At 69.8% G+C, this 21,867-nt stretch carries 18 protein-coding genes; 10 read left to right on the forward strand and 8 right to left on the reverse strand.

Annotation, left to right across the window (positions count from 1 at the left end):
- Positions 1–31 precede the first annotated feature (31 nt).
- The 6 genes from ACIRR9_RS22850 to ACIRR9_RS22875 all read left to right on the forward strand — a co-directional run bounded on the left by ACIRR9_RS22850 (position 32) and on the right by ACIRR9_RS22875 (position 6,279).
- Complete coding sequence (locus ACIRR9_RS22850; protein ID WP_019058642.1) at positions 32–430, forward strand: DUF742 domain-containing protein; 399 nt, start codon at positions 32–34, stop codon at positions 428–430.
- Positions 411–986, forward strand: a complete 576-nt coding sequence (locus ACIRR9_RS22855) for an ATP/GTP-binding protein (RefSeq protein WP_046729249.1) — start codon at positions 411–413, stop codon at positions 984–986. The genes ACIRR9_RS22850 and ACIRR9_RS22855 overlap by 20 nt, the downstream gene beginning before the upstream one ends.
- Positions 987–1,378: 392 nt before the next feature.
- Entirely contained in the window at positions 1,379–4,627 is a 3,249-nt protein-coding gene (locus tag ACIRR9_RS22860) for a nitrate- and nitrite sensing domain-containing protein (protein ID WP_403754682.1), read from the forward strand.
- A gap of 10 nt (positions 4,628–4,637) precedes the next feature.
- Positions 4,638–5,051, forward strand: a complete 414-nt coding sequence (locus ACIRR9_RS22865) for a roadblock/LC7 domain-containing protein (protein WP_123973910.1) — start codon at positions 4,638–4,640, stop codon at positions 5,049–5,051.
- A gap of 96 nt (positions 5,052–5,147) precedes the next feature.
- Positions 5,148–5,717: a DUF742 domain-containing protein gene (locus tag ACIRR9_RS22870; RefSeq protein ID WP_365344613.1), complete on the forward strand. Its 570-nt coding sequence runs from the start codon at positions 5,148–5,150 to the stop codon at positions 5,715–5,717.
- Positions 5,698–6,279, forward strand: a complete 582-nt coding sequence (locus ACIRR9_RS22875; protein ID WP_123973912.1) for an ATP/GTP-binding protein — start codon at positions 5,698–5,700, stop codon at positions 6,277–6,279. Before ACIRR9_RS22870 ends, ACIRR9_RS22875 begins: the two co-directional genes overlap by 20 nt.
- A gap of 162 nt (positions 6,280–6,441) precedes the next feature.
- Here the strand turns inward: ACIRR9_RS22875 and ACIRR9_RS22880 are convergent, their stop codons facing one another.
- Complete coding sequence (locus ACIRR9_RS22880; protein WP_123973913.1) at positions 6,442–6,639, reverse strand: acyl-CoA carboxylase subunit epsilon; 198 nt, start codon at positions 6,637–6,639, stop codon at positions 6,442–6,444.
- Between the two features lie 35 nt (positions 6,640–6,674).
- Positions 6,675–8,270: an acyl-CoA carboxylase subunit beta gene (locus ACIRR9_RS22885; RefSeq protein WP_123973914.1), complete on the reverse strand. Its 1,596-nt coding sequence runs from the start codon at positions 8,268–8,270 to the stop codon at positions 6,675–6,677.
- Positions 8,271–8,736: 466 nt separating this feature from the next.
- Between ACIRR9_RS22885 and ACIRR9_RS22890 the strand changes: the two genes are divergently transcribed.
- Positions 8,737–9,333 carry a YceI family protein gene (locus tag ACIRR9_RS22890; protein WP_403754688.1) on the forward strand — a complete coding sequence of 199 codons (597 nt, stop codon included), beginning with the start codon at positions 8,737–8,739 and terminating at the stop codon, positions 9,331–9,333.
- Between the two features lie 114 nt (positions 9,334–9,447).
- Here ACIRR9_RS22890 and ACIRR9_RS22895 read toward each other — a convergent pair whose 3' ends face one another.
- Together ACIRR9_RS22895 and ACIRR9_RS22900 are read right to left on the reverse strand one after the other, a co-directional pair.
- A complete protein-coding gene (locus tag ACIRR9_RS22895) occupies positions 9,448–10,035 on the reverse strand; it encodes a YdeI family protein (RefSeq protein WP_384567340.1) in 588 nt (195 codons plus the stop codon).
- Positions 10,036–10,072: 37 nt separating this feature from the next.
- Entirely contained in the window at positions 10,073–10,756 is a 684-nt protein-coding gene (locus ACIRR9_RS22900; RefSeq protein WP_403754692.1) for a DUF899 family protein, read from the reverse strand.
- 109 nt (positions 10,757–10,865) lie between these two features.
- Between ACIRR9_RS22900 and ACIRR9_RS22905 the strand changes: the two genes are divergently transcribed.
- Positions 10,866–11,441 carry a YdeI family protein gene (locus ACIRR9_RS22905; protein WP_403754695.1) on the forward strand — a complete coding sequence of 192 codons (576 nt, stop codon included), beginning with the start codon at positions 10,866–10,868 and terminating at the stop codon, positions 11,439–11,441.
- A 431-nt stretch (positions 11,442–11,872) separates the two neighbouring features.
- Here ACIRR9_RS22905 and ACIRR9_RS22910 read toward each other — a convergent pair whose 3' ends face one another.
- Positions 11,873–12,943 carry an FUSC family protein gene (locus ACIRR9_RS22910; protein WP_403754698.1) on the reverse strand — a complete coding sequence of 357 codons (1,071 nt, stop codon included), beginning with the start codon at positions 12,941–12,943 and terminating at the stop codon, positions 11,873–11,875.
- A gap of 61 nt (positions 12,944–13,004) precedes the next feature.
- Here ACIRR9_RS22910 and ACIRR9_RS22915 point away from each other — a divergent pair, with 61 nt between their 5' ends.
- Positions 13,005–13,427 carry a MarR family winged helix-turn-helix transcriptional regulator gene (locus tag ACIRR9_RS22915; protein WP_403754701.1) on the forward strand — a complete coding sequence of 141 codons (423 nt, stop codon included), beginning with the start codon at positions 13,005–13,007 and terminating at the stop codon, positions 13,425–13,427.
- A 1-nt stretch (position 13,428) separates the two neighbouring features.
- Here ACIRR9_RS22915 and ACIRR9_RS22920 read toward each other — a convergent pair whose 3' ends face one another.
- On the reverse strand, positions 13,429–14,808 hold the full coding sequence (locus ACIRR9_RS22920) for a hypothetical protein (protein ID WP_403754704.1): 1,380 nt from the start codon (positions 14,806–14,808) through the stop codon (positions 13,429–13,431).
- Between the two features lie 40 nt (positions 14,809–14,848).
- Positions 14,849–17,860, reverse strand: coding sequence for a glycoside hydrolase family 3 protein (locus ACIRR9_RS22925; RefSeq protein WP_403754707.1), 3,012 nt, complete (start codon positions 17,858–17,860; stop codon positions 14,849–14,851).
- Positions 17,861–17,987: 127 nt separating this feature from the next.
- Here ACIRR9_RS22925 and ACIRR9_RS22930 point away from each other — a divergent pair, with 127 nt between their 5' ends.
- Entirely contained in the window at positions 17,988–19,892 is a 1,905-nt protein-coding gene (locus ACIRR9_RS22930; protein WP_403754710.1) for a ricin-type beta-trefoil lectin domain protein, read from the forward strand.
- 90 nt (positions 19,893–19,982) lie between these two features.
- Here the strand turns inward: ACIRR9_RS22930 and cimA are convergent, their stop codons facing one another.
- Positions 19,983–21,593 (reverse strand): citramalate synthase, encoded by a 1,611-nt coding sequence (gene cimA, locus ACIRR9_RS22935; RefSeq protein ID WP_403754713.1) that lies wholly within the window; start codon positions 21,591–21,593, stop codon positions 19,983–19,985.
- Positions 21,594–21,867 lie beyond the last annotated feature (274 nt).

Below are 21,867 nucleotides of genomic sequence, written 5' to 3' on the forward strand. Positions count from 1 at the left end.
TGACCGACTTGCTGTCCCGCCCGGAGGAACGATGACCCCGCCCACCGCCTCTCATGATCCGTACGCGGAGCCGTACGGGGACGAGGGCGACCAGCCGCTGGTACGTCCTTACGCGATGACCGGCGGCCGGACCCGGCCGCGCTACCAGCTCGCCATCGAGGCGCTGATCAGCACCACGGCCGACCCGGCAGCGCTCATGGGGCTGCTCCCGGAGCATCAGCGCATCTGCCACCTGTGCCGTGAGGTGAAGTCGGTGGCCGAGGTGTCGGCGCTGCTCGCCATGCCGCTGGGTGTGGCCCGGATCCTGGTGGCCGACCTCGCCGAGGCCGGCCTGGTCGCCATCCACCAGCCGGGTGGCGACGAGAACAACGGTGGCGCTCCTGACGTGACGCTGCTCGAAAGGGTGCTCAGTGGACTTCGCAAGCTCTGACGGAGGCCGGGCCACCACCTCCGCGAAGATCGTGGTGGCGGGCGGCTTCGGCGTCGGCAAGACCACGTTCGTGGGAGCGGTCTCCGAGATCAACCCGCTGCGCACGGAGGCCGTCATGACGTCCGCCTCGGCGGGCATCGACGACCTGACCCACACCGGGGACAAGACCACCACCACGGTGGCCATGGACTTCGGCCGTATCACGCTCGACCAGGACCTGATCCTGTACCTGTTCGGTACGCCGGGCCAGGACCGCTTCTGGTTCATGTGGGACGACCTGGTGCGCGGTGCGATCGGCGCGGTCGTCCTGGTGGACACCCGCCGGCTCGCGGACTGCTTCCCCGCGGTCGACTACTTCGAGAACAGCGGTCTGCCGTTCGTCATCGCGCTCAACGGCTTCGACGGGCACCAGCCCTACACGCCCGAAGAGGTACGCGAGGCGCTGCAGATCGGACCGGACGCACCGATCATCACGACGGACGCCCGGCACCGTGCCGATGCGAAGTCGGCGCTGATCACTCTCGTGGAGCACGCTCTCATGGCCCGCCTGCGGTAGCAGCCGGACCGCGGACAAGTTCGTCGTCGTGTACGGCAGTTGTCGTAAGGAAACCGGAGCCGACTGTGGCCTTTGACACGGTCGGCTCCGGTGTTCATAACGTTTCGGCAGAGGAATCCGGTGGTATCGCCACGCGTCGCGGTCGCGCGGTACCGCTGCGCTCACAACAGCCCCGCCTTTTGGCGGGGCTCGCTCTTTATGACCGTTTTATCTGGGCCTTACATCCGTGCGCTCTGCCCTAATGGACTGTTTGGTAGTGCGCAGGGCCCCATGCTGGAATGCCTGAACTGCCCAATAGTCAAAGACGTACTCCCTAGTGGTCTGTGACACACCGGGCTCTGAGAGACTGCGGCACGACGATAGGTGCCCGCCGCCGAGAGGTTGTTGGTCGAGTGAGGCGAAGCAAGAACGGTCCCGAGCCGTCGGCACGGGGCAACTTCACCCCGCCGCCGCGCGCTGCGGCGCCCACCCCTGTGCCAGCCGCGGAACCACCGGCCGCGCCCGCGAAGAGCGGCGGCCGTTTCTCCCCGCGGAACTGGCGAGTACCGACCAGGCTGAACGCGATCCTGCTCATACCCGTGGTCGTCGGCCTGGTCATGGGCGGCTTCCAGGTGAAGAGCTCCATCGACACCTGGCAGGAAGCCCAGGACGCGGAGAACACCGCGCGTCTGGTGCGCGCCGCCCTGAGCTACGGGGACGCTCTCTACAACGAGCGTGACATCACCGCGGCACCGCTGCTCCTGAACAAGAACAAGCAGACGGTCACCGACGCACGCGCGCTGACCGACAAGGCCGCCGACGCCTTCGACGCCGCCGCACAGAACATGCCCAAGAAAGCCGGCCTCGAACGCCGGCTGAAGCTGTTCCGCGAGGCCGAGCCCCAGCTCACGAACCTCCGCGCCGCGGCGTACACCACCAAGCTCACCGGTGTGCAGACCGAGGAGGGCTACACCCAGATAGCCCACCCGCTCATGGAGTTCGCCAACGAACTCGGTCTGGGCACCGGAAACATCACCTCCTACGGCCGTACCGTCTACGCCATCTCGCTCACCAAGGCGGCCCTGTCGCTGGAGCGGTCGATCGGCATGCACCTGCTGATCAAGCCCGGCCCCGACGCCGGCAACCTGGCCTCGCAGCGTGTCGCCCTCTCCTCGTACGCCTACCTCGAAGGCATCGCCGTCGAGGAGTACATCGGCGGTGGCACCGAGGCCGACGCGCAGAAGCTCACCGATCTCGAGAAGAAGATCAAGACCGACGGCGCGGCGATGGTCCAGCAGGCCAAGGCCAAGGACCCGAACTACGTGGCTCCGCCGTCCAGCACCACCACGATGGTCTCGGCGCTGGCGACGCTCCAGAACACCGACACCACCACCCGGCAGCTGCTGGCCGCCAAGGGCATCACCGCCGAGAACTGGTGGGCGGTCAACACACTCAAGTACAACGCCTACCGCACGATCGAGTCGGACATGGCCGACAAGGCGGTGAGCGAGGCGTCCAGCATCGCCGACGACGCCAAGACCTCGGCGTTCATCACCGGTGCCGCGGTCGTGGTCGCGCTGCTCGCCGCGTTCATCCTGGCCGGCATGGTGGCCCGCCAGATGTCCCGCTCGATGCGCCAGCTGCGCAACGCCGCCTTCGGCATCGCCGAGCAGCGCCTGCCGATGCTGGTCGACCAGCTCTCCCGCACCGACCCCGGCCGGGTCGACACCCGGGTGGCGCCGATCCCGATCACCTCGACCGACGAGATCGGCGAAGTCGCCCGCGCGTTCGACCAGGTCCACCGCGAGGCCGTGCGGCTCGCCGCCGAGCAGGCCCTGCTGCGGGGCAACATCAACGCGATCTTCACCAACCTGTCGCGCCGCAACCAGTCGCTGATCGAGGGCCAGCTGACCCTGATCACCGACCTCGAGAACAACGAGGCCGACCCGGACCAGCTGGAGAACCTCTTCCGGCTGGACCACCTCGCGACCCGTATGCGCCGCAACGGCGAGAACCTCCTGGTCCTCGCCGGCGAGGAGCCCGGCCGCCGCTGGGACCAGCCGGTCCCGCTGGTCGACGTGCTGCGCGCCGCCTCCTCCGAGGTGGAGCAGTACGAGCGCGTCGAGCTCTCCGGCGTCCCGGAGGCCGAGATCCACGGCCGTGCCGTGACCGACCTCGTGCACCTGCTGGCCGAGCTCCTGGAGAACGCGACGACGTTCTCCTCCCCGCAGACCAAGGTCCGGGTCACCGCGACCCGTCTCCCCGACGGCCGCGTCATGATCGAGATCCACGACAAGGGCATCGGTCTCACCGCCGAGGACTTCGCGGACATCAACCACAAGCTGGCCAACCCGCCGACCGTGGACGCCGCGATCTCCCAGCGCATGGGCCTCTTCGTGGTCGGCCGGCTGTCCGACCGGCACGGCATCCGGGTCCAGCTGCGCCCCTCCGGCGAGCAGGCCGGCACCACCTCGCTGGTCATGCTGCCGGACGCGATCACGCACGGCGGTGGCGGCGAGCAGCCCATGGACCGCGACGAGTTCACCGTCTCGCAGATCATCCCGGAGCAGCAGTTCCAGGGTGAGAGCTTCCAGCAGCCGCAGCTCCAGCCGATGCGCACCGCCGCCGAACTCGGTTTCGACGACAGCCGCTACATCGAGGTCCCCGACGACATCCGCGACCTCGACCCCGTGGGCCGCTCCCTGATGCGCGAGGAGCGCCGGGCGGCCCTGGAGGCCCAGACACACGGCCCGGAGGCCGTACAGGGCCTGCAGACGCCTCAGGCGCCGCAGGAGACCGCCGAGATCCCGGCGTACGTCGACGAGTTCGACAGCGGCCGGCAGGGCTACGACACCGGCGGTACGGGCTTCCAGGAGCAGCCGGCGGCCTTCGACGCGCAGCCGTCGTACCAGGAGCAGTCGCAGAGCACGTACGACGAGCAGTTCTACGCGCCCAACGGCGGCCTGCCGCAGAACGACCCGTTCTCCACCGGTGGCGGCTACCCCGAGCCCGCTTATCCGGAGCCGCTCCAGGAGGAGCCCGCGGCCGCGCAGGCCGCCGCCCCGGACTCGTTCCCGGCCTTCGGGGAGCAGGCCTACCAGGACGACTGGCCGCAGCAGGACAGTTACCGGAACGGTTACCCGGCCCAGTACGCTCCGGAAGCGGAGTCGGCGCAGGCCGGTGACGTGGACGAGCGGAACCACGTAGGCTTCGACCGTCCGGGAGCGGCCCCCTCCGCCGGTCACCAGCTGACCAACGCCGGGCTGCCCCGCCGGGGCTCCACCGGTGGCACGGGCGGCTCGAACGGCACGGGTCCCGCGCGGCACGCACCGGCACCGGCGGCTCCGGCCGCGGAACCGAGTGGCGACGACAGCTGGCGTTCCCAGAACGACGAGCGCTGGCAGCAGGCCGCGCAGCTGCGCAAGCCCAAGGCGGGCGGGGTCACCTCCTCCGGTCTGCCGAGGCGGGTACCCAAGGCCAACCTGGTCGAGGGAGCCGCCGAGAGCACCCCTCAGGGAGGCCCACAGGTCTCCCGCGCCCCGGAGGACATCCGGGGCAGGCTGAGCAACCTGCGTCGTGGCGTCGAACGCGGACGCAGCGCAGGCAGTGAAACGAACGGCCAGGGCTTCGGCCCTGACAGCACCTACAACCAGGAGCGTTAGTGTGAGCCCGATGAGCCAGGCGGCACAGAACCTGAACTGGTTGATCACCAACTTCGTGGACAACACCCCGGGGGTGTCCCACACGGTGGTGGTCTCCGCCGACGGACTCCTTCTGGCGATGTCCGAAGGCTTCCCCCGCGACCGCGCCGACCAGCTCGCGGCCGTCGCCTCCGGTCTGACGTCTCTGACGGCAGGCGCCTCCCGGATCTTCGAGGGCGGCCACGTGAATCAGACGGTTGTGGAGATGGAGCGGGGATTCCTCTTCATCATGTCCGTTTCTGATGGTTCCTCGCTGGCGGTCCTCGCCCACCCGGAGGCCGACATCGGCCTCATTGGGTACGAGATGGCCCTTTTGGTGGACCGCGCAGGCACGGTTCTTACCCCGGATCTGCGCCAGGAACTCCAAGGAAGCCTTCTCAACTAATAGTCAGACGGTGCGTTTTGGCGTCCCGGGGCCGTAAGGTTTCGGGACGCGGCTCCACAAGGATGGGTGCCCGGCACGGTCGGAGGAGGAGAGAAAGTGGCAACACCCCCAGGCGGTTCGAATAACGGCAACTGGTCGTACGGTCCTGCGCAGGGCCCGGGCGACGGTTCCGCGAACCGGTACAACTTCCCCTCCACGCCCAGCCACCGGCAGCCGTACGCGCCGCAGGGCCCCGGTCCGTCGCCGTACGACCAGCCTCCGGCGCCGCGCATCCAGCCGGTGCAGCCGCACCGCCGCCCCGAGCCGGCGCCCGCCGGGGCGTCGAACAACCCGCTGGTGCGTCCGTACGCCATGACCGGCGGCCGGACCCGCCCGCGGTACCAGCTCGCCATCGAGGCGCTGGTGCACACCACCGCACAGCCGCACCAGATGCAGGGCCAGCTGCCCGAGCATCAGCGGATCTGCAATCTCTGCCGGGAGATCAAGTCGGTGGCCGAAGTCTCGGCCCTCCTGTCGATCCCCCTCGGCGTGGCCAGGATCCTCGTCGCCGACTTGGCGGAGGCGGGCCTGGTCGCCATCCATCAGCCCGGCGGCGACGAGAACGCCGGCGGCCAGCCAGACGTGACACTGCTCGAAAGGGTGCTCAGTGGACTTCGCAAGCTCTAGCGGCGGTCCTTCCCGCTCCACCACCTCAGCGAAGATTGTGGTGGCGGGCGGCTTCGGCGTGGGCAAGACCACGTTCGTCGGCGCTGTCTCGGAGATCAACCCGCTGCGCACAGAGGCCGTGATGACGTCCGCGTCGGCCGGTATCGACGACCTCACCCACACCGGGGACAAGACGACCACCACGGTCGCCATGGACTTCGGTCGTATCACCCTGGACCAGGACCTGATCCTGTACCTGTTCGGCACGCCCGGCCAGGACCGCTTCTGGTTCATGTGGGACGACCTGGTGCGCGGCGCGATCGGCGCGATCGTCCTGGTCGACACCCGCCGGCTCGCCGACTGCTTCCCCGCGGTCGACTACTTCGAGAACAGCGGTCTGCCGTTCGTCGTCGCCCTCAACGGCTTCGACGGCAGCCAGCCGTACAACCCCGAAGAGGTCCGCGAGGCGCTCCAGATCGGCCCCGACACCCCGATCATCACGACGGACGCCCGGCACCGTGCCGATGCGAAGTCGGCGCTGATCACTCTCGTGGAGCACGCGCTGATGGCCCGCCTGCGCTAGCGGCTGTTTCTCCGAGGGGCCCTTTCCGTCCGGAACGGGCCCCTTTGTCATACGGACCGCCCTCGGCTTCCCCGGTGTCACCGTCGGCATCACCTGAAGACGCACCACGGCCCCGCCCTCCCGAAGGAGTGGCGGGGCCGTGGTGCACGTCGCCCGGAGGGGTCAGTGCCAGCTGTGGGGGGCGCGGAAGCCGTTTTCGCGGTCCAGGCGGCGCCAGCCGGCCTTGGCGCGGCCTCGGTGGGTCTGCTCGGTGTCGGCGGTCGGCCGGGCGGCCGCGCGGGCCAGGAGGACCGCCGTTATGGCGGCGACTTCCTCCGGGTCGGCGTTGCCCTTCTCGACGCGGATGTCAGGCACGTTCATGGGTGTCAGTCTCCGTGAGAGAGGTTTCCGCAGGATTACTGCGGGGGGTTGCCGTGCTTACGGGACGGCAGGTCGGCGTGCTTGGTCTGCAGCATCGCCAGCGACTTGGCGAGCACCTCGCGGGTCTCGGCCGGGTCGATGACGTCGTCGACCAGGCCGCGCTCGGCCGCGTAGTAGGGGTGCATGAGCTCGGACTTGTACTCCTTGACCATGCGGGCCCGCATGGCCTCGGGGTCCTCGGCGGAGGCGATCTGCCGACGGAAGATCACGTTGGCCGCACCCTCGGCGCCCATGACCGCGATCTCGTTGGTCGGCCAGGCGTACGTGAGGTCGGCGCCGATCGACTGGGAGTCCATCACGATGTAGGCACCTCCGTACGCCTTGCGCAGGATCAGCGAGATCCTCGGCACGGTCGCGTTGCAGTAGGCGTAGAGGAGCTTCGCGCCGTGACGGATGATCCCGCCGTGTTCCTGGTCGACACCGGGGAGGAAGCCCGGTACGTCCAGGAAGGTGACGATCGGAACATTGAAAGCGTCACACATCTGGACAAAGCGCGCAGCTTTTTCACTCGCCTCGATGTCCAGTACGCCCGCGAGGACCTGCGGTTGGTTGGCGATGATGCCGACCACCTGGCCGTCGATCCGGGCCAGCGCGCAGATGATGTTCCGCGCCCAGCGCTCGTGGACCTCCAGGTACTCGCCGTCGTCGACGATCTCCTCGATGACCTTGGTCATGTCGTACGGCCGGTTGCCGTCCGCCGGGACCAGGTCCAGGAGGACGTCGGAGCGGCGGTCGACGGGGTCGGTGGACTCGGCGCGGGGCGGGTTCTCGCGGTTGTTCTGCGGGAGGAGGGAGAGGAGGTAGCGGACCTCCGCGATGCAGGTCTCCTCGTCGTCGTACGCGAAGTGGCAGACGCCGGAGGTCTCCGCGTGGACGTCGGCGCCGCCGAGGCCGTTCTGGGTGATCTCCTCGCCGGTGACCGCCTTGACGACGTCCGGTCCGGTGATGAACATCTGCGAGGTCTCGCGGACCATGAAGACGAAGTCGGTGAGGGCGGGCGAGTAGGCCGCGCCGCCGGCGCACGGGCCGAGCATCACGGAGATCTGCGGGATGACACCGCTCGCCTTGGTGTTGCGCTGGAAGATGCCGCCGTAGCCGGCGAGGGCGGAGACGCCCTCCTGGATACGGGCGCCCGCGCCGTCGTTGAGGGAGACCAGGGGCGCGCCGGCCGCGATGGCCATGTCCATGATCTTGTGGATCTTGGTGGCATGGGCCTCGCCCAGCGCACCGCCGAAGATCCGGAAGTCATGGGCGTAGACGAAGACGGTACGGCCGTCGACCGTGCCCCAGCCGGTGATGACACCGTCGCTGTACGGCTTCTTGGCCTCCAGGCCGAAGCCGACGGCACGGTGCCGGCGCAGCTGCTCGACCTCCTGGAAGGAACCCGGGTCCAGGAGCAGCTCGATGCGCTCCCGGGCCGTCAGCTTGCCCTTGGCGTGCTGCGCCTCGGTCGCCTTCTCGCTGGGTCCCGCCACGGCGGCCGCACGGATCTCGTGCAGCTCGGCGACCCGCCCGCGCGCGTCCGTCGGTTCGCCGGTGGGCTCGCCCGTCGTCTCTTCCAAAACGGTCATGTAGTGACCTTACGAAGGACACCAAGGAATGCGAGACGTCGACTCCGTACAGTCTCCGACGCGTTTTCCTGGAAGCACTGAACAGAACCAGAACAGCATGCAGTCGTTCCAACTGTTCAGAGGGCTTCGGTGTTGTAGGGGTGCCACAAAGACACCACCTGAGACGCGGCTCACATCAACCGGCGGGCCGTACCGCCCCCGGAGTGACAGGGGCCCCCGGACGGCCCCCAGGCCCCCCGCGCCCCATACCCGCAGAGCCTAGTCGCACCCCTCCACCGCACAGCGAGACAGGTAACCTGAAGTGACGCTGAGTAATGACCGCGACACACCGACGGATGATGTTGAATATTGAACGGAATAGGTCTACGGTGGCTTTCGTTAAGTTCGTTGAACGTTAAACATCAACGGCGCGTCTTCGGTGTCCACCGCTTCGAAGCCGCGACCCGTCCCCCAAGGAGCAGACGTCATGGGCATCTTCGGCCGCAAGAACGACGAGACGACCGCCGCCGGCGCCACCGCCGACACGGCCGCGCTGACCGGCGACTACACGATCGACCCCGCGCACACGACGCTGGGCTTCGTGGCCCGCCACGCGATGGTCACCAACGTCAAGGGCAGCTTCCAGGAGTTCGAGGGCACCCTGCACCTGGACGGCAAGGACCCCTCGCAGTCCACCGCCTCGCTCGACATCACGATGGCGAGCATCACCACGGGCAGCCCCGACCGTGACGGTCACCTCAAGTCGGCGGACTTCTTCAAGACCGACGAGTTCCCGACGATGACCTTCCGCTCCACCAAGGCGGAGGCCCTCGGCGGCGAGGACTACCGCATCACCGGCGACCTCACGATCCTCGGTGTCTCCAAGCCGGTCACCATCGACCTGGAGTTCAACGGTGCCGCCAAGGACCCGTTCGGCAACGAGCGCGTCGGCTTCGAGGGCAAGGCCGAGATCAAGCGCTCCGACTGGGGCGTCACCTGGAACGCGGCGCTGGAGACCGGTGGCGTCCTCGTCTCCGACAAGATCAAGCTGAACTTCGACATCTCGGCGATCAAGAACGCGTGACCCGACGGCGGGAACCGCCGGAAGCGGCGCGGCTTCCGGACACCCCCGTCCCCTGCTTGTCACTGCCCGTAGCGCCCGCCACTCTGTTTTCCTGCACGGAGGCCGGGCGCTCGGTCATGTCCGCGTGCGGGAGGACAGCCCGGCCAGGGCGGCCGCCAGCCGGTTCGCCCGGCCCCGCGGGGTGCGGGCCGTGAGCAGCCCGAAGATCACCTGGTATCTGTCCGTCCGCCCGAGGGCGTCGAAGGCCGTCCCGGCTTCGGGGTTCCGCTCCAGCGCCGCCGCCAGGTCCTCGGGGACACCGGCTTCGCTCTGCGGCTCGTACGCCGCGTCCCACCGCCCGTCCGCCCGGGCGGCGGCCACCTCCGCGAGCCCCGCGGGACGCATCCGGCCGGCGGCGGTCAGCTCCGCCACCCGGCGCACATTGACCATGGACCAGAGGCTGCCCGGCCTGCGCGGGGTGATCTTCTGCAGGAAGTACGTCGCGTCCAGCGCCTTGCGCTGCCCGGTGATCCAGCCGTGGCAGAGGGCTACGTCGTTGACCTCGGCCCAGGTGACGGAGGCCAGGCCCGAGCCCTTCTTGGCGACCTTCACCCAGAGGCCGGGATGCGGGGCGGGGTGGGCGGCGAGCCAGGCATCCAGGCCGGAGGTGGCGGCGAAGGCCAGGGCGGGGGGTGTCTCGACGGTGTCGTCGCTCGCGGTCATGACGACACCGTAGGGAGGGAGTAGGTCGGTATCCGTCCTAATAGTCAGTGGTCGGGTACCAGTCCCCGCGTCCCCGCGGGGTCAGGTCGAGCAGGTGCCAGACGGGCGCCAGCAGGTCGATGCCGCGTTCTTTGATGTCGTCGGCCATGCGCGGATGGGCGGAGTAGGTGTGCCGGACCGTGCCGTCGCCCTCCCGGGTGAAGACGGAGACCGTGGAGTCCTGCTCGCCGTCCTCGTCCTCGCTGCCCAGGTCGTACTTGAACGTACTGTCACCGCAGCTGAGCAGCCGCAGCCGGTGCCAGCCGCGATCGCGGGCGTACTTCCGGAGGGTGGGCGGGTCGGCGGCCGCGGCGATGACGAAGTCCGCGTTGCGGGCCACGTGGTGGGCGATGCCGTTGTAGCCGTCGATCCACAGGGTGCACATCGGGCAGGCGCTGGTCTGGAGCTTGCCGTACATGAAGTGGTAGACGATCAGCGGGCGTTCGGGCCCGGAGAACAGCTCGCTCAACGCGACCTCGCGGACCGGGGTGTCACCGGCGTCGAGGTCGCCGGGCCCTTCGAGAAAGACATAGTCGTCCACCACCGGCCCCGCCGGCAGCGCCCGCCGCAGCGCCGCGACCTCCTCGCGATGCCGCATGAGCGCGATCTCGGCCAGCCGCAGCTCCTCACGGGCGGCGAGATAATCCTCGGACTCCCCGGCCAGCCTGGTGTGCCGCACCATCACGTCCTCCTGGGGTGGGGTCCCCTCCCAGACCCTCAAGTCTAGGACGGCATCCGGGGCCGTGCCCTGATGCCTCGTGTCGGTCGGCCGGGTGTGGTTCGCTGCTGGGATGGCTCAGGACTTGGAGATCGTCGCATTCGCATCCGCCGAGGCGTTCGAGGCATGGCTCGGTGAGAACCACGCCGTCTCGCCCGGTATCTGGCTCAAGCTTCGCAAGAAGGGCCCCGGAATCGTCGCGCTGGACTACGCCCAGGCGCTCGACGTGGCACTCTGCTACGGCTGGATCGACGGCCAGAAGGCCACGTTCGACGACCAGTGGTGGACCCAGCGGTTCACCCCGCGGGGGCCGCGCAGCAAGTGGTCCAAGATCAACCGGGACAAGGTGGCCGCTCTGGTCGAGCAGGGCCGGATGCGTCCGCCGGGGCAGGCCGAGGTCGACCGCGCCAAGGCGGACGGCCGCTGGGAGGCGGCCTACGCCGGTGCGAAGGCCGCCACGGTGCCGGACGACCTCGCGGCGGCCCTGACCGCCGACCCGGCCGCGGCGCAGTTCTTCGAGACACTGGACCGGCAGAACCGCTACGCGATCCTGTACCGGATCCAGGACGCCAAGAAGGCCGAGACCCGGGCGCGCCGGATCGAGAAGTACGTGGCGATGCTGGCGAAGGGCGAGAAGCTGCACCCGTAGTCACGGAGAGGGGCCGTGGCCGTGTGGTGCGGAACGCCCGGATGGAGCGGCAGTTGACCCCCGACAGACCCGTCCTCACCGTCTCCCCCTCCCCCTCCACCTGGAGTGAGTTTCCTGACCGCGTCACGCGCGACTGAGCAGATCGACTGGGTCTACGTCCTGTCGTTCGAGAACGTGCCGGGGCGTCCGCACGGCGTCACCGTCCTCTGCGCCTGACTGCGAGAACGCGGTATCGACTGGCTGCCGTTCGCGGGAGAAGAGCTCCGCTGGGACCTCGCGTGTCGGCGGGAGGACGACGGGCACCGGCGCGGGTGGATCAGTCTGTCGGTCGACGCCCGCGCGCTGTGGCGGCTCGGTCTGCACCCGGATCAACCCACCTCCGTCGTCAACGGACCTTCGCCGCCCGGCTGGTGGCATGCCGCCGGACTGCGTTATGCCACCGCGCGTCCCGGTTCGGTCTGATGCTGTCGCGCTGCGCCCCGGCGTTTCACCACCGGCAGCAGCCACCACGCCGACGCCACCGACAGGACCGCGCCCACCGCGATGCCCTCCAGGCGGGTCGGCAGGACGGTTGCCGCGTCCTGGCCGAAGTAGCCGAGCAGGAGGGAGAGGGCGCAGGTCATGCCGGCGGCCCAGTAGGCGTAGTTGAGGGGGCGCAGCCAGAGGGCGATCGCGAGGACCGTGAACATCAGGGCCACTGCGGTGTGGCCCGTGATGCCGGCTACCGCCAGGCCCGTCGCCAGGAGCGTGCCCACGCAGGCGCCGGCCAGGCGCTCGATTCCCTTGCGCAGTACGTCCGTTCGGCCGCGGTTGCCGCTCGCGGCGACGTACGCCGTCAGGACGACCCAGGGCCAGTGGTCGTCGAAGAGCAGGCGGCCGAGGGTGAAGGCGGCGGCGATTCCGGCCGCCATCTGCAGGGCCATGCGGGTGCTGGGGCGGGGGTGGAGGCGAGAGGGGCGTGCGGGGGGCGTGGGGGCCGGGGCGGGGCGCCAGGGGCCGAAGCGGTCCGCCAGCCCCTGCACCAGCCACACCACGGCGCACGCCAGCGCCCCGATCAGCGCCGACCAGCTCCAGGTCACCAGCCCGCTCTGCGCCTCGGGCGGCAGCGCCGGGCCGGGGACGATGAGCAGGGCGACCAGGGGAAGGGCGATCAGGGTGCCGGCCTTGGTGGCGGCGGGGCCGTAGCGGCGGATCCAGATGGCGAGGGCCATGCCGGCCGTGTAGACGGCGGCGCCGATCGCGTAGTGGGACGCGATCAGGCGGCCGAGGAAGATCGACGCGCCCACCGTCACCGGGAGCAGCACCAGCGCGGTCAGGCGGCGCCGGGTGTCGGCGGTGCGCTGGCTTGCGGCGAGGGTCAGGGGCAGAGCGACCGCGAGGACCAGCACGTCGGTGTGCAGCCCGGCGGCTCCCTCCAGCACCAGCGCGGATCCCCAGCAGACCAGCACAGCCGCCATCGTCAGCCCGGCTTCGTACGCGTTGCGTATGAGTTTGACGGTCATGGCACAGAGAATACGGCGCTTATTCGCTGATGGTAGTAAGTAATCGCGTAGGATATCCTCCATGGAGCACCTTGCCGAAGCCGCCCGTGTACGCCGTGCCGTCCTCCTGTTCAACCGTCGACTGCGGCAGGAGCGCGGGGACGGGAGCCTCAGCCCCAATCAGCTGTCGGTGCTCGGGCATCTGTACCGGCACGGGTCGGCCACGCCCGGCGAGGTCGCGGCCGCCGAGCGGCAGCGGCCGCAGTCGCTGACCCGGGTCTTCGCGGAGCTGGAGGCGGAGGGGCTGGTCGAGCGGGCGGCGGACCCGGCCGACCGGCGGCAGGCGGTGCTGAGTCTCACCGCGGCGGGGCGGCGCGCGCTGGAGGCCGACATGGCCCAGCGGGACGCCTGGCTCGCCGAGGCGTTCGGGGCGTTGAGCGAGACCGAACGCGGGGTGCTGTCGCTCGCCGCCTCCGTGCTGGAGCGGCTGGGGAATGCCCCGTAGGTCAGAAACCTCCGCCGAAGTCCCCGCCGCCCCCTCCCCCGTCTCCCCCGCCACCGAAGTCCCCGCCCCCGCCGAAGTCCCCGAAGTCCCCCGGGTCGAAGTCCGCGCCCGACACATCGCCGCCCTGGTAGCCGCCGGTGTCGAAGTCGCCGTAACCGGTGCCGTAGTCGGCCGCGTAGGCCGGGGCCGACATCCAGCCGCCCAGGGCCGTGCCGAGGAGGAGGCCGGGGAGGATGCCGCCGCCGAAGTAGCCGCCCGCCCAGGGGCCGTAGGCCGGGCCCGCGTCCCAGTAGGGGCGGCGGCCGTAGTCGGTGTCGACCTCGCGGACGACCGGGTCGCGGCCGTCGGCGAGCCGGGTCGCGTCGGCCGCGCAGACCGGGACCTCGCGGGATGAACCACCGGGCGGGGTCCAGGTGGCGTCCGTGACGGAGGGGCCGTGCCGGGGGTCGAAGAAGCACGGGGGCCGGCGTTCGGGGAGCGGGCGGCCCTCGCGGCGGGCGGCGAGCTGGGCGAGCGAGAAGCGGCCGTCCTCCAGCGCCTGGGTGACCGTGCGGACGTCCTCCGGTCTGCGGGCGTCCGCCATGGCGGCCTTCGCCTGGTCGTAGGCGTTGAGCGCGCGCTCGTAGTCGGCGCGCATCGCGTCGTCGGCGCCCGGTTCGGCCGGGTGGAAGTCGAGGCGGTCCAGTTCCTCGCCGAAGGCGGTGATGTCCTCGTCCACGACCACCCGGAGCCGGTCGAGGGCGGCCCGCTGTTCCGCCTCGTGGCGCCTGCGATTACGGCGGACCAGCGCGTACGCGCCCGCCCCGCCCGCCACCACCACGGCTCCGATCGCGATCAGCGCCGTACTGGAGGCCCCGGTCCCCGTGCTGCCGCCACCCCATGCCGCGGGGGCCCTGCCGCCCATGTTGGCGAGGGCGCGGTCGGTGAAGTCGGTCAGCTGGGCCTTGATGCTCTCGCCCTGGACGCTGGTGACCAGGTTCTGCACGGCCGTGCGGGGCAGCACCGCGGAGTCGGCGCGGGCGTCGAAACGATCGCCGAGCCGGACGGCGTACAGGCCGGTGATCCCGGTGGCCGTGCGCAGGTTCGTGAAGAGGTTCTTGGTGGGGTAGCCGGCCGGCAGGACGGCGATGAACAGGGGTTTGTCCGCGTCCTTGATCTGCCGGGCCAGGACGGAGGCGTCGGCCGTGGACAGCTGGGCCGCGGCCGCCGGGTCGACGTACACCGGGCTCTTGCGCAGGGCCTCGGCGATCGTCGAGACGCCGGTGTCCGCCGTGGCCGCCGTGGCCGCCGTGGTCCGCGGGGCGAACGCGGTCAGGGCGACCAGCGCCAGCGCCAGAAGCAGCAGCCCCGGGAGGCTTCGGGTCCGTCGCACGGCCTTCATGCTTCGAAATTACCCGAAGCCTCCCAAAAGCAGTCATTCCTTACGCTGCCTCGTAGGCCTCCGTCAGCTGCTGCACCGCCGCTCCGTACCTGCCGGTCAGCAGTAGATGGTCCGCGTCGGCGAAGGGCTTCGAGACGGCCGCCGTGATCGACTGGCCGACCTTCGCCTGGACCAGCAGCCGGGCCTCGCCGACCAGTTTCCGGCCCGTCAAGGAGGCACCCGCCCGCTCCGCGGCCCGTGCGGCGGCGCCGAGCGCCCGCAGCGTCGCCTCGCCGCCCTTCGGGGCCTTGGTCAGGGTCGTCAGACCCCAGCCGTAGGGGTACTGCGGGTCGTACGAGGCGTCGCCCACGTTGATCGGCAGCTGCGCCTCGGACTTCGGCCAGGTGACCGGGAGCTGTCCGGTGAAGGCCCGCTTGCCGTAGAGCACGTCGGCCACGCCGTCGCCCTCGGTGCCGGGCAGCCAGGACGCCACCAGGGCGTCGATCTCGCCGAGCCGGTCGCCGATCAGCTGCGGGCGGCCGGAGACGATCAGCACCGCGCACTTCATGGCCGCGCACACCTTGTCCACGGCCGCCTGGTCGGCGGCGGTCAGCACCAGGTCGTTGCCGTTGCCGACGTCCCCGACGCCCTCGGCGTACGGGGTCTCGCCGACGACGACCACGCCCACGTCGTACCCGCTCGTCGGCGCCGAGGCGTCCTTGGAGTAGGTGACGTCTCCCCCGGCGTTCTTCATGCCCTGGAGGATGGTGGTGCCGGTGGTGTGGGTGCCGGACTGGCCCTGCCAGGTGAGGGTCCAGCCGCCGGTCTGGTTGCCGAGGTCGTCGGCGTTGGACCCGGCGACGTACACCTTCTCCGACTTCATCAGCGGCAGCACGTTCCCCGAGTTCTTCAGCAGCACCTGCGACTCGGCGGCCGCCTGCCGGGCGACGGCCCGGTGCGCCGTGGAGCCGATCTTCGAGGCGCCCGACGTGTCGGCGTACGGGTGCTCGAAGAGGCCCAGCCTGAACTTCTGGGTGAGGATCCGGGAGACCGCGTCGTCTACGCGCTGCTCACTGACGCGGCCCGCCTTGACCTCGGCGATCAGGGTCGAGGTGAAGTCCTTGTAGCCGTACGGGACCATCATCATGTCGACGCCCGCGTTGACGGCCGTGCGGACATGGGCCGGGTAGTCGCCGGGGAGCTGGTCCATGGCGTTCCAGTCGCTGATCACGAAGCCCTTGAAGCCCATCCGGCCCTTCAGCACCCCGTCGATCATGTCGGCGCGGGCGTGCATCTTCACCGGACCCAGGCCGTCGCCGACGATGTCGAGCGAGGAGTACGACGGCATGACCGTGCCGATGCCCCGGTCCACGGCGGTCTGGAACGGCGCCAGATGGATCGCCTCCAGCTGCTGCCGGGTGACCGTGGTGACACCCTGGTCGATGGTGTACGACCCGGTGGTGGACGAGCCGTAGGCGGTACCGCCGTCGCCGACGAAGTGCTTGGCGGTGGCCAGGACCTTGTCGTCGCGGCTCAGGTCGCTTCCGTCCGCGCGTCCTTGCAGACCCTGGATGATCGTCTCCATGGACTTCACCAGGGCGGGGTCCTCGCCGAAGGACTCGTAGGAGCGGCCCCAGCGTTCGTCACGGCTGACGCAGAGGCAGGGGGCGAAGTCCCAGGGGATGCCGGTGGCACGCACCTCGGACGCCGTCACCGCGCCCGCCTTCTCGGCCAGTCGGGGATCGCGGGTCGCGCCGATGCCGATGTTGTGCGGCATGATCGTGGCGCCGGCCAGGTTGTTGTGGCCGTGCACCGCGTCGACGCCGTAGATCAGCGGGATCTGGAACCGGGTCGCCTGCGCCCGGAGCTGGAAGGAGTCGATCATCTGCGCCCAGGCCGCGGCCGTGTTGGGCGTGGGGGTCGAGCCGCCGCCGGAGAGCAGTGAGCCGAGGTCGTAGGCCGCGATGTCACCGCCGGTCCCCACGGCGCCGCGCTCGGCCTGGGTCATCTGCCCGGCCTTCTCCTCCAGGGACATCCGGGAGAGCAGGTCGGCGACCCGCTTCTTCACGGGCAGCCTGCTGTCCAGGTACGGCAGTCCGTGCGCGTCGACGACGACCTGCGGGGTCTCCGCGGGGGCCTTGGCGCCGGTGACCGTGAGCTTCAGCGGGATGGTCTCGGCCGATTCGGCCGACCGGTCCTTCAGCGTCGGCACCTGGATGGTCTGCGTGGCCCCGGAGGCGGTGCCCGCCGGGAAGGTGAGGGTGCCGGAGACCGCCTTGTAGTCCTTGCCGGCCTCGGCGGTGCCGCCCGTCGTCTCGTATGCGACGGTCACCGGGTCGTCGATCGGCGCGGAACCGGTGGTGGCGACGGTGACCTTCACCGACGCCGTACCGCCCTCCTTCACCGGGTAGACGGCCGCGTCCGTGGTAACGGAGGCCCGCAGCGCCTGGTCCGCCCTGCCGTACAACTCCACGTCGTCCATGGCGAACTGGCCCTTGAGGCCGACGGGGAGCGTGACCGCGTACCCCCACATCCGGGTCAGACCGAGGACGTGGTCGATACCGCCGACCGGCTGGTAGTCGGTGCGGTAGACGAAGTCGGTGAAGGGGATCTCGATCTGCTTCCAGCCGGTGAAGTCGTCGGTGAAGGACGTCGTCCAGAGCTCCGAGGCCTCGCCGTTGGTGCCGCCGTCCTTGATCTCGAAGGCGATCTTCCTGCCGTTGTCCTGGCCGTCCCACCAGAAGCGGATGCCCTTGTGGGTGGACCAGTCGTGGGCGGGTTCGGCCGCCGCGAAGTCGTGGGTGAAGCCGCCGTAGCCGCTGATGTCGTACGTCCCCGAGAGGACCTTGGCGCCCTCGGGGGCGTCGGCGCGGTCGGCGAGCTGAAGGGTGGGCGGGTCGTCGCTGTCGCTTCCCCAGGTGAAGATGCCGTCGGCCGGCTGGGAGGCGAAGGGCACCTCGCCCTCGAAGCGGTCCACGGGGGTCGGCGCCGGGTCATCGGCGGCGCGGGCCACCGACAGGGGTACCAGCGCGGCGATCAGGGCGGTGGAGACGAGCAGGGCGGTTCTTGGCATAGACCTTCCCTCGACTCTCTGGTTCACTCAACACTCTCGGAGTTCACTCATGGCTTAGATCACGACGTGAGTTAACTAACGGCTCGCACCCCCGTCAAGACGTCCCGTCAGGAAGGGCGATGTGTCGATGAGAAGCACCCCCCACGTGCCGACGAGCCACGTGCCGACGAGCAGAACCCCCCGCACGGTCCGCCTGCTGCTGGCCGGGCTGCTCACCGCGGCCGGTGTCGGCGCGGTCGTACCGCCGGCGCACGCGGCCGGCGAGCAGGTCACCGCGTACCTCACCACCACCGACGACTCCGCCGGACGCCATGTCACACGCGGGCTCCAGGCGCAGACGCCGTTCGCCTTCTCCGCCGGGACCGGTGGCAGCGGCGAGAACATCACCGTCGACGAGAACACCCGCTACCAGACCTTCACCGGCGGCGGCGCGTCCTTCACGGACACCGCGGCCTGGCTGATGAACAGCAGCGGGGCGCTGTCCGCGTCGACCCGGGACGCGACCATGAAGAAGCTGTTCTCGCCGACGGACGGCATCGGACTGTCGTTCCTGCGCAATCCGATGGGCGCCTCGGACCTGGCCCGGTACGGGTACACGTACGACGACGTGGCCTCCGGGCAGACCGACCCGAACCTGAACAGCTTCTCCATCGCGCACGACCTGGCGGACGTCGTCCCGCTCACCAAGCAGGCGCTCCAGCTGAACCCCTCTCTGACTGTCATGGCCTCGCCATGGACGGCACCGGCGTGGATGAAGGACAGCGGTTCGCTCAACGGCGGCTGGCTCAAGTCCGAGGACTACGCGGCGTACGCCGCCTACTTCGTGAAGTACCTCCAGGCATACCAGAACCAGGGCGTCAACGTCTCGTACGTGACCCCGCAGAACGAGCCCACCTGCTGCTCCGGCTACCCGTCGATGAGCTGGAACGCCTCGGGCCTGCAGTACTTCCTCAAGAACGACCTGCTGCCGCAGCTCCAGTCGGCGGGCCTGTCCACCAAGGTCCTCGCCCACGACTGGAACTGGGACGTCTACGACTCCTACGCGTCCGCGCTCGTGAACGACGCCACGATCCGCAACCACCCGAACTTCGGCGGGATCGCCTGGCACGGCTACGGCGGTGACGTCTCCGAACAGACCACCGTGCACAACCAGTACCCGACGCTGGACGCCTTCGGCACCGAGCACTCCGGCGGCACCTGGATCTCGAACCAGCAGAACGAGGACATGGCCGACATCATCGACTACACCCGCAACTGGGCGAAGTCGGTGACCAAGTGGTCGCTGGCCGTGGACCAGAACATGGGCCCGCACAACGGCGGTTGCGGCACCTGCACCGGCCTGGTCACCGTGCACAACGGGGACGGTGCGAGCGGGACCGTGGACTACACGGTGGAGTACTACGACACGGGCCACCTGACCAAGTTCGTACGACCCGGCGCCCAGCGGATCGCCTCCACGGCGTCCACCGCCGTGCCGAACGTGGCCTGGCGCAACCCGGACGGCTCCAAGGCCCTGATCGCCTACAACAGCTCGTCCTCCACCAAGACGGTCACCATCGACTGGGGCTCCCAGCACGCCACTTACTCGCTCCCCGGCAAGACCTCGGCGACCTTCACCTGGTCCGGCACCCAGTCGGGCGGCGGCAGCCGGACGGGCGCGTTCGTGGGCCTGGCGAGCAAGTGCCTGGACGTGGCGGGCGGTTCGAGCACCAACGGCACCGCCGTCCAGCTGTACGACTGCAACGGCTCCACCGCCCAACAGTGGACCGTGGGGTCCGACGGGACGGTCCAGGCGCTCGGCAAGTGCCTGGACGTGACGTCCGCGTCGACGGCGGACGGGGCGAAGGTGCAGTTGTACGACTGCAACGGCACCGGGGCGCAGCAGTGGTCGTACAACTCCTCGACGGGTGACGTGGTGAACACGGCGGCCAACAAGTGCCTGGACGTCACGGACAACTCGTCGGCGAACGGTGCCCGGGCGCAGATCTGGTCCTGCACGGGGGCCGCCAACCAGAAGTGGCATGTGCAGTAAGGCCCTCGCCCACCCACCACCCGACTCGGTAGGGAGAGAGGTGAGGCCTGCCCGGCGCCGGTCGAGCCGGCGCCGGGAGCAGGAGGCCGGCTATTCCGCCGGCTCGACCCCGGCGCGCAGCAGGCCGTACGTGTACGCGTCCTCCAGGGCCTGCCAGGACGCGGCGATGACGTTCTCGGCGACGCCGACCGTGGACCACTCGGCGCTGCCGTCGGCCGTGGAGATCAGTACCCGGGTGGTGGACTCGGTGCCGTGCTTGCCCTCCAGGATGCGGACCTTGTAGTCGACCAGGTCGAACTTGGCGAGCTGGGGGTAGATCTTCTCCAGGGCGACGCGCAGGGCGCGGTCGAGCGCGTTGACCGGGCCGTTGCCCTCGGCCGTGGCGACGATCCGCTCGCTCTTGGCCCAGAGCTTGACCGTGGCCTCGTTGGCGTGGGTGCCATCGGGGCGGTCCTCGACGATGGCCCGCCAGGACTCGACGCGGAAGTAGGAGCGGGGCTTGCCCTCGACCTCGGCGCGCAGGAGGAGTTCGAAGGAGGCGTCGGCCGCTTCGTAGGTGTATCCCCGGAGCTCGCGTTCCTTGACGCGTTCCACCACCCGGCCGACCACCTCGCGGTCGTCGCCGAGGTCGACGCCGAGTTCCTTGCCCTTGAGCTCCACCGAGGCCCGGCCGGCCATGTCGGAGACCAGCATGCGCATGGTGTTGCCGACGAGGGCGGGGTCGGTGTGCTGGTAGAGGTCGGGGTCGACCTTGATCGCGGAGGCGTGCAGGCCGGCCTTGTGGGCGAAGGCCGAGACACCCACGTAGGGCTGGTGCGTCGACGGCGTCAGGTTGACGACCTCGGCGATGGCGTGGGAGATGCGGGTCATCTCGCGGAGGCGGCCGTCCGGCAGCACCTTCTTGCCGTACTTCAGCTCCAGGGCCGCGACCACCGGGAACAGGTTGGCGTTGCCGACGCGCTCGCCGTAGCCGTTGGCCGTGCACTGGACGTGGGTCGCGCCCGCGTCGACGGCGGCGAGGGTGTTGGCGACCGCGCAGCCCGTGTCGTCCTGGGCGTGGATGCCGAGCCTGGCGCCCGTGTCCGCGAGGACGGTCGAGACCACGGCCTGGACCTGGGCCGGCAGCATGCCGCCGTTGGTGTCGCAGAGGATGACGACGTCGGCGCCGGCCTCGGAGGCGGCGCGGACGACCGCCTTCGCGTACTCGGGGTTGGCCCGGTAGCCGTCGAAGAAGTGCTCGCAGTCGACGAAGACCCGGCGGCCCTGGTCCTTCAGGAAGGACACCGTGTCGCGGACCATCTCCAGGTTCTCGTCGAGGGTGGTGCGCAGCGCCAGCTCGACATGCCGGTCGTGGGACTTGGCGACCAGGGTGATCACCGGGGCGCCGGAGTCCAGCAGCGCCTTGACCTGCGGGTCGTCCGCCGCCTTGGCGTTCGCCCGGCGGGTGGCGCCGAAGGCGACCAGCTGGGCGTGCTTGAAGTCGATCTCCTGCTGGGCGCGGGCGAAGAACTCGGTGTCCCGGGGGTTGGCGCCCGGCCAGCCGCCCTCGATGAAGCCCACGCCGAAGTCGTCCAGGTGCCGGGCGATGGCCAGCTTGTCCGCGACGGTGAGGTTGATGCCCTCGCGCTGCGCGCCGTCGCGCAGCGTGGTGTCGAAGACGTGGAACGAGTCGTCCAGCTCGTTGGTTTCCGTCTCGGTCATGGTCTCAAGGCTCCTGATGTCGAATCTCGGTCGTACCGGAATGACCGGCTCCACCGTCCCTCCATGGTCCCTCGCGCCTCGCTGTCCGACTGAAGGTGGGCCGGAAAACGAAAAAACCCCTCGCGGGTGCGAGAGGTCTGCGCGCGGGTCGAGGACGACGATGGCCACCCGTACCTGGTCGTACGTGGTGGTCACTGCGGACCGGCGCGCCTGCTGCCAATAATCATGGCGAACGAGAGCACGGAGGCAGTCTGGCACAGACCGCCCCCGTGAT

This window comes from Streptomyces sp. NPDC101234, assembly GCF_044767525.1.
Taxonomy (GTDB): Bacteria; Actinomycetota; Actinomycetes; order Streptomycetales; family Streptomycetaceae; genus Streptomyces; species Streptomyces sasae.